The 13,431-nt window shown below is 60.3% G+C and carries 10 protein-coding genes and 1 pseudogene; all 11 read left to right on the top strand.

Features of this window, described 5'->3' with window-relative positions; genetic code table 11:
- Positions 1-231 precede the first annotated feature (231 nt).
- The 11 genes and pseudogenes from ACT7B3_RS07665 (at position 232) to wecB (ending at position 13,415) form a co-directional block, all read left to right on the top strand.
- Positions 232-1,566, top strand: a complete 1,335-nt coding sequence (locus tag ACT7B3_RS07665) for a UDP-glucose dehydrogenase family protein (RefSeq protein WP_445157472.1) — start codon at positions 232-234, stop codon at positions 1,564-1,566.
- Between the two features lie 140 nt (positions 1,567-1,706).
- Positions 1,707-3,170 (top strand): MBL fold metallo-hydrolase RNA specificity domain-containing protein, encoded by a 1,464-nt coding sequence (locus ACT7B3_RS07670; protein ID WP_445157473.1) that lies wholly within the window; start codon positions 1,707-1,709, stop codon positions 3,168-3,170.
- A gap of 956 nt (positions 3,171-4,126) precedes the next feature.
- A pseudogene (locus tag ACT7B3_RS07675) lies at positions 4,127-4,198 on the top strand (hypothetical protein); the annotation flags it as partial.
- Between the two features lie 91 nt (positions 4,199-4,289).
- Entirely contained in the window at positions 4,290-4,550 is a 261-nt protein-coding gene (locus ACT7B3_RS07680; protein WP_445157474.1) for an NAD-dependent epimerase/dehydratase family protein, read from the top strand.
- A 262-nt stretch (positions 4,551-4,812) separates the two neighbouring features.
- The gene (locus ACT7B3_RS07685) at positions 4,813-5,211 is read left to right on the top strand and encodes a hypothetical protein (RefSeq protein ID WP_445157475.1); all 399 of its coding nucleotides are present in this window, start codon (positions 4,813-4,815) and stop codon (positions 5,209-5,211) included.
- Positions 5,212-5,348: 137 nt separating this feature from the next.
- Positions 5,349-6,671 carry a UDP-glucose dehydrogenase family protein gene (locus tag ACT7B3_RS07690; RefSeq protein WP_445157476.1) on the top strand — a complete coding sequence of 441 codons (1,323 nt, stop codon included), beginning with the start codon at positions 5,349-5,351 and terminating at the stop codon, positions 6,669-6,671.
- Positions 6,672-6,683: 12 nt separating this feature from the next.
- Complete coding sequence (locus ACT7B3_RS07695) at positions 6,684-8,450, top strand: SLC13 family permease (RefSeq protein ID WP_445157477.1); 1,767 nt, start codon at positions 6,684-6,686, stop codon at positions 8,448-8,450.
- Positions 8,451-8,545: 95 nt separating this feature from the next.
- Complete coding sequence (cysQ, locus tag ACT7B3_RS07700) at positions 8,546-9,370, top strand: 3'(2'),5'-bisphosphate nucleotidase CysQ (protein ID WP_445157478.1); 825 nt, start codon at positions 8,546-8,548, stop codon at positions 9,368-9,370.
- A 27-nt stretch (positions 9,371-9,397) separates the two neighbouring features.
- The gene (gene cysD / locus ACT7B3_RS07705; protein WP_445157479.1) at positions 9,398-10,315 is read left to right on the top strand and encodes a sulfate adenylyltransferase subunit CysD; all 918 of its coding nucleotides are present in this window, start codon (positions 9,398-9,400) and stop codon (positions 10,313-10,315) included.
- Entirely contained in the window at positions 10,315-12,228 is a 1,914-nt protein-coding gene (cysN, locus tag ACT7B3_RS07710) for a sulfate adenylyltransferase subunit CysN (protein ID WP_445157480.1), read from the top strand. The genes cysD and cysN overlap by 1 nt, the downstream gene beginning before the upstream one ends.
- 65 nt (positions 12,229-12,293) lie before the next feature.
- Complete coding sequence (gene wecB / locus ACT7B3_RS07715; protein ID WP_445158856.1) at positions 12,294-13,415, top strand: non-hydrolyzing UDP-N-acetylglucosamine 2-epimerase; 1,122 nt, start codon at positions 12,294-12,296, stop codon at positions 13,413-13,415.
- The last annotated feature ends 16 nt before the right edge of the window (positions 13,416-13,431 follow it).

A 13,431-nucleotide genomic window follows, 5' to 3' on the forward strand; every position in this document is an offset into this window, starting at 1 on the left:
GGCTGCCATCGTCGCCTCGAGATGAATGAGTTGCTCTCGCACCTATGTCTTATTTCCGCGTTGTTTGTGCCTTGTGGCCGTCTCGTTCCTGATCCAGTCGGGTATGAGATTTGTGCGCGCCTTCGCTTGTCGGATACCGTTCGCTCACAGTGTTGTCATCTTCTTCGTTCGAGACGTTAGTGTCTCGTCAGGGATCGCCTTGCGGCGCGTAATGCAGAGAAAGGGAATCGTATGAAGATCACCGTATTCGGAACCGGCTATGTGGGATTGGTGACTGGCACCTGCCTTGCCGATGTCGGACATGACGTCATGTGCATGGATGTGGATGCCGACAAGATCGCCCGGCTGAAAGAGGGCGAAGTGCCAATCTACGAGCCGGGTCTCGAACCCATGGTGAAGCAGAATACGGCAGCCGGGCGGCTGCGCTTCACTACCGACGCCGCCGAGGCAGTGGGCTTCGGTACGCTGCAGTTCATTGCCGTGGGCACCCCGCCCGATGAGGATGGCAGTGCCGATCTGCAGTACGTGGTTAGCGTGGCCAAGAGCATCGGCGAGCACATGCGCGACTACAAGGTGATCGTCAATAAGTCGACCGTGCCGGTGGGTACCGCCGACAAGGTACGTGAAACCGTCACGCAAGTGCTGCAGTCGCGCGCCGAGCAGGTCGACTTCGATGTGTGCTCCAACCCGGAGTTTCTCAAGGAAGGCGCTGCCATTGAAGATTTCACCCACGGTGCGCGCATCGTCGTGGGAACCGATTCCGAGCGCGTCAAAGACCTGATGCGCGACTGCTACGCCCCCTACAACCGCCTGCGCGACAAACTAATGTTCATGGACGTGCGTGCCGCCGAGCTGACCAAGTATGCCGCCAACGCCATGTTGGCCACCAAGATCAGCTTCATGAACGAGATCGCCAACCTGGCGGAAAAGCTGGGTGCCGACGTCGAGCAGGTGCGCCACGGTATCGGCTCGGACCCGCGTATCGGCTATCACTTCATCTATCCCGGCTGCGGCTACGGTGGCTCCTGCTTTCCCAAGGATGTTCAGGCGCTGGCCCGCACCGCTGCCCAGGTGGACTACCAGGCCGAACTGCTCAACGCCGTGGAAGCGGTGAACCACCGGCAGAAGCAGACCTTGTTCCGCAAGCTGGAGCAGGCGTTCGACGGCGATCTGAGCGGCAAGTGCATCGCCCTGTGGGGGCTCTCGTTCAAGCCTGAAACCGACGACATGCGTGACGCCCCCAGCCGCATGCTGATGGAAGCGCTATGGCAGGCGGGCGCCAAGGTACAGGCGTTCGACCCACAGGCGATGCGCGAGTGTCGGCGCATCTATGGCGACCGAGACGATCTGGTGCTGGTAGGCGACCGTATTCAAGCGGTGAAAGGCGCCGATGCGCTGGTGATCTGCACGGATTGGAAAGACTTCCGCGCCGTCGATTTCGAATGGCTGAAGCAACAGCTCTCCACCCCTGTCATCGTGGATGGGCGTAACCTGTTCGATCCGCAGCGGGTGAAGCAGGCTGGGCTGCTTTATTATGCCGTGGGGAGAGGGGATTCGCTGCGCTGAGGCGTGACCCGCCGGCCCGCCATGGGCTGGCCCGGGTTTAACGTGGCTAACCAAATAAAGACGATACCTTACCCGAGCTGCGTAGGCGGCTCGGGTAAGTCGTTAAAGGCCAATACGTTTCGAATAAGAACAACGCCACCATGAGCACGCCATTCCAGATTATTCATCACGGCGGCGGCAGCGGTGTTACCGGCAGCTGCCACCGACTTCAGATAGCGCCCGACCGAGCCCTGCTCATCGACTGCGGCATTTTTCAGGGGCAGGACGCCGAACAGCTCGACAGCCTGGCCCAGCACCAGGTGCGCTTCTCGGTGGAGGACATGCTGGCGTTGGTGGTTACCCACGTGCACATCGACCACATCGGCCGGCTGCCCTACCTGGTGGCGGCGGGCTACAAGGGGCCGATACTCTGCTCGGTGCCCTCGACGCGGCTGCTGCCGCTGGTGATCGAAGATGCGTTGAGGATCGGCTTCACCCACGACCGCGCGCTGATCGAACGCTTCCTGGCCGAAGTGCAAGAGCGGCTGGTGGCGCTGGACTACGCGACTTGGCATCCCCTGCTCGACGACGATCGCCACTGCATACGCATCAAGCTACAGCGCGCCGGGCACATTCTCGGCTCTGCCTACCTGGAAGTGGACACGCTGGACAAAGCTGCCGGCCGGCGCCAGCGCACCGTGTTTTCCGGCGACCTGGGCGCCCCCTTCGCACCGCTGCTGCCGGCGCCGAAAGCACCGTACCGCGCCGACGTGCTGGTGCTGGAAGCCACCTACGGCGACCGCAAGCATGAGGACAGGCGACAGCGCCGCAGCCGCCTGAAAGCGGCTATCGACAGGGCACTGGAAAACGGCGGCACCGTGGTGATCCCCGCCTTCAGCGTGGGGCGCACCCAGGAGCTGCTCTACGAACTGGAAGGGCTGATCCACGACGCCCGAGACGCACGCTGGCAAGACCTCGAGATCATCGTCGACTCGCCCCTGGCTGCCCGTTTCACCGAGGTGTACCGCGAACTCAAGCCCTACTGGGATGCCGAAGCCCACCGCCGGCTGCGCAGCGGCCGCCACCCGCTCAGCTTCGAGAACCTCTATACCGTTGACAGCCACGACGCCCACGAGCGCACCGTGAGCTACCTGAGCGATACCGGCAGGCCGGCCGTGGTGATTGCCGCCAGTGGCATGGTCAGCGGCGGCAGGGTAGTGAACTACCTGAAGCGCATGCTGGGCGACGAGCGCCACTGCGTGCTGTTCACCGGCTACCAGGCGCCCGGCACCCCCGGGCGCGACATCCAGCGCTTCGGCCCCCGCGGCGGCTGGGTGATGCTCGAAGGCCAACGCATCGACATTCGCGCCCGCGTGGAAACCGTGAATGGCTACTCCGCCCACGCCGACCAGCTCGACCTGCTCAACTTCGTGCGCCGCATGCGCTACCCGCCGCATGAAGTGCGCCTGGTGCATGGCGATGCCCACGCCCAGGCAGCGCTCAAGGCCACGCTGCTAGAATGGGCCGAAGGGGCAGGGCACGAGTTGGAAGTGACGCTGGGGGTTGAGCATCCAACACTGACGATCTTTGAACAGCAAACTAGTCCTGCCTTGGCAGGTGCATAACGATGATGCATGGCACGGCGCTTTTAGTATCCGAGATTTTAGCTGCGGTTTCTGCTTATCGTAGGCACTAACTCTGAACCGGCTCTGGCCTACTACTCCACTCAGGCGATTGCCAGCCGGACCAGCAAATTACAATTGAGCCGTAAACCGGCAGAAAAAGGCAAATCCTATTCTGCAAGCATAAACAAGACTTCTACAGCGAACCGAAGGGAAGTGTATCGCTCTGTGGCGCCTGCAATTCAAGCCGGCACCGACAATTTGTGCGACGCCTCCAGCCGCGTACGAATGAAAGCGCAGTGGATAGCCGGCGCCGAAGTGCAAGCCCGCGCCCGTTAGCCATGCGCGTCTTCCAGCGAATATAAAACAGTGAAACACCGATGACTTAATTTCTGCATCGAAAGGAAAAACTTTATTGCCCTGGACTTCGACTAGCTGAAACAGCAGCTTGTCCTGCCGATAGTCATAAGAACAGTTTCGACCTGTTGCGTATGAAAGAAGTGGGGCTGCTCAGATATGCCTTGGGTGAGGAGATTCGCTTAGTAAACAACATACAGCTAGCCGAGTCCCAAAACTGACTAATATACTATGATGCCCGAGCGCCCTTTCTGCTCGGGCACTTTATTATGCCTATGCGTTTGATTTGGTAGTTTTCGAGTTGATAACTCAGCCAAGGTTAGAGCTAAGCACTAAGATGAAATTTCTTATCACCAGCATTGCCGGCTTTATCGGCCACGCCATGGCCAAGCGCCTGAGCGGGCAAGGCCACGATCTGCTTCATCCATCTAGATCTCGGCGATCGAAAAAATGGCCACGCTGTTTAGCGAGAACGAATTCGATCGGGTGATCCACCGGGCTGCCCAGGCCGGTTGCGCGACTCGCTGGAAAGTTCTCACGTGTAGGCCGACTCCAACCTCATCGGCCATCTCGATCTGCTGGAGGGCAATCGACAGCGCAAGGTGGGGCAACTGGCGTTCGCCTCCACGAGCTCAGTATACGGCATGAACGCCAAGACGCCTTTCGCCACCAGCGATAGCATTATCCACCCCGTTAGCCTCTACGCAGCCACCAAGAAGGCCAACGAGCTAATGAGCCACCTACGCCCATCTCGACGGAGTACCGATGACGGGGCTGCGCTTCTTCACCGTTTACGGTCCCTGGGGGCGGCCTGGCATGGCCATCTTCAAGTTTTTCAGGGTGATGTTCGAGAGCAAGCCGATCCAGATGTACAAACATGGCGACATGTCGCGAGACTTCACCTATATCGACGACATCGTTGAGGGCATCGTGTGTATCGCCGACATGATTCCCTATCCCAACCCCGACCGTGCCGCCGCCATCTCCCGCCCCGGCCTTAGCACCGCCCCCCTACGCGCTCTGTAATACCAGCTACGGCGTCCCGGTCTCGCTGATGAGCTTCATTCGCGCGCTGATAAGCCAGCGGGCGCGAAGCTATCTGCGAATACCTGTCCATGCAGCCCTGCGACGTACCGCGCACCTGGGCCGACACCCAAGTGCTGCTCAAGGCCTCCGGCTGCCGTCCCAAGATCAAAATGCAGGTGGAAAAGAGCGTGAACCGCTTCGTGGCGTGGTATCGAAATTCTACTAGGTATAAACCACTCGGCATGGAACGCCTTGCCAGCACGTGTCAATTACCAGTATCAGTCACCATGGCGGCGGGGCGGAAGTCACCGGTAGCTGTCACCACCAGCAAATCGCCGAGCACCGTGTTCTGCTGGTGGATTGTGGCCTGTTCCTGGGTCAGGATGCCGAGCGCGTCGACAGCCTGGAGCAGCACACCGTGCGCTTCCTGGTGGACGACGTTCTGGCGCTAGTAATCATCCACGTACACCTCGACCGGCTGCCCTACCTGCTGGCGGCGGGCTATAAGGGGCCGAACGAACTGGAAGGGCTGATACACAACGCACGCCCCGCCCAGGGAAGTGCGGCTGGACACTGCGATGCCCATGCACAGGTCGCACTCAAGGCAGGCGGCTGGAATGGGCTGCAGGGACAGGGCATGAAGGACATGCGAGGAGTGTGATGCTGGGTGGCGACCACCTTTCCGAAGCGGCTGAAGGCAAGACTGTTTTAGCCACGGTGTGATAGGGAACCTACTCCTCTTACATACGCACCATGCCAGCTATATCTCTTTGAAAGAAACCTTATAAAGGAACGGCGATGAAGGTTACCGTATTCGGAACTGGCTACGTGGGCCTGGTACAGGGAGCCGTGCTGGCCGATGTTGGTCACCACGTAGTGTGCGTAGACGTGGATGCCAATAAGGTGGCGCGCCTGAAGCAGGGCGATATTCCTATCTACGAACCGGGGCTGGAACCGCTGGTAAAGGAGAACCATGCCGCCGGGCGGCTCCGCTTTACCACAGATGCTGCCGAAGGCATCAAGCACGGTCAGGTCCAGTTCATTGCCGTTGGCACCCCGCCGGACGAAGACGGCAGCGCCGATCTTAAGTACGTGCTGTCCGTGGCTGAAACCATTGCCCAGCACATGGAGTGTGACCTGGTCATTATCAACAAATCCACCGTGCCGGTTGGCACTGCCGACAAAGTGCGAGACAAGGTGGAGGGCGTGCTTGAGTCCCGTGGCCGCAAGGACCTGCGTTTCGACGTAGTCTCCAACCCCGAGTTTCTGAAAGAGGGCAGTGCGGTAAGCGACTGCCAACGGCCGGACCGCATCATCATTGGTACCGAGAGCCGCATCGCCGAAGATATGCTGCGCGAACTTTATGCCCCTTTCAGCCGCCAGCAAGACAAGATGATCGTCATGGACGTGCGCAGTGCCGAGCTGACCAAGTACGCCGCCAATTGCATGCTGGCCACCAAGATCAGCTTCATGAACGAAATGGCCAACCTGGCCGAGCGCCTCGGGGCGGATATCGAGATGGTGCGCCAGGGCATCGGCTCCGACCCGCGAATTGGCTACCACTTCATCTACCCCGGTGTGGGCTACGGCGGCTCCTGCTTCCCCAAGGACGTTCAGGCGCTGATCCGCACCGCCGGCGATATCGACTTCGACGCCAAGGTGCTCAAGGCCGTGGAAGCCCGTAACGAGGAACAGAAAACCACCCTGTTCCAGAAGATACACAAGCATTACCAGGGCAACCTGGCCGGCAAGACTTTCGCCATCTGGGGCCTGGCCTTCAAGCCCAACACCGACGATATGCGCGAAGCCCCCAGCCGCGTGCTGATGGAAGCCCTATGGCAAGCCGGCGCCAAGGTACAGGCCTATGACCCGGAAGCCATGGAAGAAACCCAGCGCATTTACGGCAACCGCGACGACCTCACCCTGTGCGGCACCAAGGAGGCCGCCCTGCGTGGCGCCGATGCTTTGGCGATCGTGACCGAATGGCAGAGCTTCCGCGCGCCGGATTTCGAGCTGATCAAGCAGCAGCTCACAGAACCGCTCATCTTCGACGGGCGCAACATGTTCGAGCCCCGCAGAATGGTGATCAAGGGTATCGGTTACCACTCCATTGGACGATAAGCAGCTCCCTTGATGCCATTTGAAGCGTTGTTCACGTTAGGAATCGTCGTATCTGTACTGATCGCCCTGGCCATGAGCCGGGTTGCCCCGGATACGATTCTCATGGCGGCTCTGGCCGTACTCATGATCTCTGGCATCCTGACCCCCGGCGAGGCCCTGGCCGGGTTCGGTAACCCCGGGGTCATGACCATTGCGGTGTTGTATGTCGTTGCTGCCGGACTGAAGGAGACCGGTGCCATCCAATGGCTGGCCCATCGCTTGCTCGGTCAGCCACAGCGGCTGCGCCAGGCTCAACTGCGCGTCTTGCTACCGGCATCGGTTTTGAGTGCCTTCATGAACAACACCACCGTGGTGGCCATGTTCATCCCCGCCGTTCAGGAGTGGGCGGGGCGCCTCAAGCTGCCGCCTTCCAAGTTGCTGCTGCCGCTCAGCTATGCCGCCATCATCGGCGGCACTTGCACGTTGATCGGCACTAGCACCAACTTGGTCGTGGATGGCCTGCTGCAAAGCGAGAAAGGAATTGGGCTCGCCATGTTTTCGCTCGCCTGGGTCGGCGTCCCTATCGTACTGATAGGTGGTACCTTTCTCTACCTTTTCGCCGACCGCCTGTTACCGAACCGGCAGGGCGTGCTGGAGCAACTGGAGCAGGCACGCGAATACTCGGTCGAGGTAGTGGTAGACGAGAAAGGCCCACTGGTAGGAAAGAGCATTGCCGATGCCGGGCTGCGCCATCTCAGCTTTGGCTACCTGGCGGATATTGAACGGCACGGACGCCTACTCACCGCTGTGCCGCCAAGTACCGAGTTGCAGGCAGGCGACATTCTCATATTCATCGGCGCGCCGGAGTGTGCCCGTGAATTGCGCCGTATCCATGGGCTGAAACCGGCAAGCGGCGACGTTCACAAGCTGGATATCGCTCACCATCAGCGCTGTCTGGTGGAAGCCGTCCTCGGGCCGGATTTCGGCGGGCTCAACCAGACGGTACGAGAGTCGCGCTTTCGCTCACGCTACCAGGCCGTCATTCTTTCAATTTCCCGCCATGGTAGGCGGTTGCCGGGCAAGCTTGGCGATATTCGCTTGCAGGTCGGCGATACGCTGCTGATCGAAACTGCACAAGACTTCGTCGACCAGTACCGCTACCGTAAGGACTTCCTCCTTGTCAGCGCGTTGAACGACTCCACCCCGCCCGATTTTCGCAGGGCTCCCGTGGCCATGGGAATTCTTGCCGCCATGGTGGCTGCAAGCGCTACGGGCCTGTTGAGCATTCTCGAGGCGGCACTGCTAGCCGGTGGTGGCATGCTGGTTACCCGCTGCGTGCCGGCGAGCAAAGCAAGACGCTACGTGGATCTCTCTGTGCTGGTGGTCATCGCATCCTCCTTTGCGCTGGGGGCTGCCATGACGAAGACAGGCGCCGCAGCGCAGGTCGCGCAGTGGCTGCTATTGATAGAGGATCTGGCGCCCTGGGCCGCGCTGGCGCTCGTTTACCTCATGACGGTGCTGTTCACCGAGCTGATCACCAACAATGCTGCGGCCGTACTGATGTTTCCCATCGCCGTGGCCGTTGCCGAGCAGCTCGGGGTAAGTTTCATGCCCTTCATCATCGCCATCATGTTTGCTGCCTCGGCCAGCTTCATGACCCCCCTGGGCTACCAGACCAATCTCATGGTTCTCGGCCCCGGTGGGTACCGCTTTACCGATTATTTGCGGCTAGGCGCCCCGTTGAGCCTGATCGTAGGTATCACGGCAGTGACGCTGATACCGTTGGTTTGGTCGTTCTGACTGCGAGCTACGAGCTATGAGCCAAAACCTTAGCGTCGAGAGTGTCGTAGGCCCGAAGCCCGAAGCCCGAAGCCCGAAGCCCGAAGGAGATACTTTTGACCGATTTCGTTACCGATGAGGTTCGCAGCCGGCTGATCGAGGGCGTTCATGCCGCAGGCCGTGAAGTGATCTCGATCTACGAGCGGGATTTCAATATCGAAACAAAGGATGACAGAAGCCCGCTTACCGAAGCAGATATGGCATCCCACCATGCTCTCGTCGAGTTACTGGAATCCCTAACCCCGGAGGTGCCGATTCTCTCTGAGGAGTCTGCGGAAATTCCTTATGCCAAGCGCACGGCCTGGCAGCGCTACTGGTTGATCGATCCGCTCGACGGCACCAAGGAGTTCATCAAGAAGAACGGCGAGTTCACCCTGAACGTAGCGCTGATCGAAGCGGGGGTGCCGGTCTTCGGCATCGTGCACGCACCGGTACTCGAGGCTACCTGGGTAGGCCAGCAAGGGCAGGGGGCATGGAAAAAGGAAAGCGGCGGGGCTTTGCAACCTATCCAAGTACGGCGCCTACCCGACCCTGAACAAGAAGCCTGGCAAGTGGTCGGCAGCCGCTCCCATGGCTCCAAGGAGTTCGAGGCGTTCCGCGCCGGGCTCCCAGCCCATGAATGCGTTTCCATGGGGAGTTCGCTCAAGCTTTGCCTCGTTGCCGAAGGCAAGGCCGATCTCTACCCGCGCCTGGCACCGACCAGCGAATGGGACACCGCAGCCGCCCAGGCGGTGGTCACCGCTGCCGGCGGCCAAGTATTGAATGCCCATACCCTGGAGCCGCTGCGCTGCAACCAGCAGGAGAGCGTGCTAAACCCGTTCTTCATCGTCTGCGGCCAGCGCGACGAGCGCTGGGAATCGGCCTTGAAGGCCAGCCTCTAATTCCGATTTATCACTAGGTTTTTTTCGATGCCTGAAATTTCACCCGAACGCCAGACCCACCTAAAACAACTCGAAGCCGAGTCGATCCACATCATCCGTGAGGTGTCGGCCGAGTTCCGCAACCCGGTGATGCTCTACTCCATCGGCAAGGACTCCTCGGTGATGCTGCATCTGGCGCGCAAGGCCTTCTTCCCCGGGCCGCCGCCGTTCCCGCTGATGCACATCAACACCACCTGGAAGTTCCGCGAGATGATCGCCTTCCGCGACCGCATGGCCGGTGAGGTGGGCATGGAGCTGATCGAGCACATCAACGAAGAGGGGCGTGCCGCCGGCATCAACCCCTTCGATCACGGTTCCAGCGGCTACACCGACGTGATGAAGACCCAGGCGCTCAAGCAGGCGCTGGACAAGTACGGCTTCGATGCCGCCTTTGGCGGTGCCCGCCGTGACGAAGAGGCCAGCCGCGCCAAGGAGCGGGTGTTCTCGTTCCGTGACAAGTATCATCGTTGGGATCCCAAGAGCCAGCGCCCCGAGCTGTGGAACCTGTACAACGCCCGGGTCAACAAGGGCGAGTCGATCCGCGCCTTCCCGCTCTCCAACTGGACCGAGCTGGACATCTGGCAGTACATCTACCTCGAGCAGATTCCCATCGTGCCGCTCTACTACGCCGCGCCGCGCCCGGTGGTGGAGCGCGACGGCATGCTGGTGATGGTCGACGACGAGCGCCTGCCGCTGGCCCCCGGCGAGGTGCCGGAGGAGCGCTGGGTGCGCTTCCGCACCCTGGGCTGCTACCCACTGACCGGTGCGGTGGAGTCGAAGGCCGACACCCTGCCCGAAATCATCCAGGAGATGCTGCTGACCCGCACCAGTGAGCGCAGCGGCCGGGCCATCGACCATGACCAGGCGGGCTCGATGGAGAAGAAAAAGCGCGAGGGGTACTTCTGATGGCACACCAATCCGCAATGATCGCCGAGGATATTGAGCAGTACCTCCGCGAGCACGAGAACAAGGACCTGCTGCGCTTCATCACCTGCGGCAGCGTGGATGACGGCAAGTCGACCCTGATCGGCCGGCTGCTGCACGACTCCAAGATGATCTACGAGGACCAACTGGCCGCCATTGCCAGGGACTCGAAAAAAGTCGGGACTACCGGGGAGGAGGTGGACCTGGCGCTGCTGGTCGACGGCCTGCAGTCGGAGCGCGAGCAGGGCATCACCATCGACGTGGCCTACCGCTTCTTCTCCACCGACAAGCGCAAGTTCATCATCGCCGACACCCCGGGGCACGAGCAGTACACCCGCAACATGGCCACCGGCGCCTCCACCGCCAACCTGGCGATCATCCTGATCGACGCTCGCTACGGCGTGCAGACCCAGACCCGGCGCCACAGCTTCATCGCCGACCTGCTGGGCATCCAGCACCTGATCGTGGCGGTGAACAAGATGGATCTGGTCGAATATTCCCAGGCACGCTTCGACGAGATTATCGAGGAATATCAGGCCGTTGCCGAGAAGCTCCACGCCCGCGACATTCGCTTCGTGCCCATGTCGGCCCTCAAGGGCGACAACGTCGTCAACACGAGCGAGGCCATGGGCTGGTACGATAAGCCGGCCTTGCTGGAGCTGCTGGAAGGCGTAGAGATCAGCCACGATCACAACCTGCGCGACCTGCGTTTCCCGGTACAGTACGTCAATCGCCCCAACCTCGATTTTCGCGGTTACTCCGGGACCCTGGCTGCCGGCATCGTTCACCGCGGCCAGGCCGTGCGGGCGTTGCCTTCCGGCAAGGTGTCCAAGGTGGAACGAATCGTCACCTTCGATGGCGACCTCGAAGCCGCCTACCCGGGGCAGGCGATTACCCTTACCCTGGAAGACGAGATCGACATCTCCCGCGGCGACTGGCTCGTGGCGGAAGAGGACAAGGTGCCGCTTGCCAATGGCTTCGAGGCAGACATCGTGTGGATGCACGAAGCCCCGCTGGAGCCAGGCAAGCTGTACGACCTAAAGCTTGCGACCCGCGCCGTGGCAGGCAAAATCACAGCGATCGACTATCAGGTCGATGTCAACACGCTTGAGCACCGCCACGCCGAGAATCTCGATCTCAATGCCATCGCGCGCTGCCATATCGAACTGACGGCGCCGGTGCCCGTCGACGACTATCGCACCAGCCCCGGTACCGGCTGCTTCATCATCATCGACCGCCTCAGCAACGTAACGGTTGGGGCGGGGATGATCCATCAGCCGCTGGATAGCGAACTGCCCTACGAATTTCGCGAGCACGACAGCAAGGCCAATGTGGTGTGGAACCGCACCAGCGTTACCCAAGCCATGCGCGAGCAGCTCAACGGTCATCAGGGCAAGTGCGTTTGGTTTACCGGCCTTTCAGGCTCGGGGAAATCGACCCTGGCCAATGCTCTGGAAGTGGAGCTGAACCGCCGTGGCTATCACACCATGCTGCTGGACGGCGACAACATCCGCCATGGCTTGTGCAAGGACCTCGGCATGAGCGAGGAAGACCGCGCCGAGAACATCCGCCGCGTGGGTGAAGTGGCAAGGTTATTCGCTGAGGCCGGCATCATCGTCATTACCGCATTCATCTCACCCTTCCGCAGCGACCGCGACGCCGCGCGGGCTCTATTCCAGAACGGCGATTTCATCGAGGTACATGTCGATACCCCGCTGGATATCTGTGAGCAGCGCGACCCCAAGGGGCTCTACCAGAAGGCACGCGAAGGCAAGATCAAGGACTTCACGGGGATTAACAGCCCCTACGAGGTGCCTAAATCAGCAGAACTGACGGTCAATACCGCAGAACTGAGCCAGCAGGAAGTCATCGGGCTGTTGCTTAAGCAGCTGTAATTCAGCTCTTGGCTCGCTAATTTCTCTCACTCTCTCAAACAAGCAGTCTTTTGCCTTCTATGCCCATCAAGACACTCTGCGTGTTCGGCACGCGCCCTGAAGCCATCAAGATGGCACCTCTTGCCCTTTCTCTCGCCGCCGATGATCGTTTCGATGCCAAGGTGTGCGTAACCGGGCAACACCGGGAAATGCTTGACCAAGTGCTGGAACTATTCGAGCTTGAGCCCGATCACGACCTGAACATCATGAAGCCGGGGCAGGACCTCACCGACGTAACCACGTCGATTCTGCAGGGCATGAAGAGTGTTCTCGCTGAAGAGAAGCCGGATATCGTGCTGGTGCATGGGGATACTTCCACCACGCTTTCCGCCACGTTGGCCGCCTACTATCAGCAAGTGCCTGTAGGGCATGTGGAAGCTGGCTTGCGTACCGGCAATCTCTATTCGCCTTGGCCGGAAGAGGCCAACCGAAAATTGACCGGCGCGCTGGCTGAGCTGCACTTCGCGCCTACCGAACGCTCCCGCCAAAATCTTCTCGAGGAGGGGGTGGAGCCAAGCAAGATATTCGTGACCGGTAACACTGTCATTGACGCACTGCTCGACGTGGTCAAGAAGCTCGAGAACAGTGCCTCTTTTCAAGAACGCTTTACCGAGCAGTTCGGCTTTCTGGATGCCAGCCGCAAGCTGATCCTGGTAACTGGGCATCGCCGTGAGAGTTTCGGCGGCGGGTTCGAGCGTATCTGCCAGGCACTGCATGATGTAGCGGCGCGCCACCCCGAGACTCAAATAGTTTATCCCGTGCACCTCAATCCCAATGTGCGGGAGCCGGTCAACCGGCTGCTCTCCGACATCGACAACGTTCACTTGATCGAGCCGCTGGACTACCTGCCGTTCGTCTACCTGATGAACCGCGCCCACCTGATCCTCACCGACTCCGGTGGCGTACAGGAAGAAGCGCCCTCCCTTGGCAAGCCGGTACTCGTCATGCGAGATACCACCGAGCGGCCGGAGGCGGTGGATGCTGGCACCGTCAAGCTGGTAGGCACCAATGTAGAGCGTATCGTTTCTGAAATGCATACCTTGCTCACGGACAAGGTCGCCTACGAAAAGATGAGCTACGCTCATAACCCCTACGGGGATGGTAAAGCGTGCCAACGCATTCTAAATGCCCTGGCAAATATAAAGTAAACCTTGAGCTCGAATA

This window comes from Halomonas sp. E14 (genome assembly GCF_052568415.1).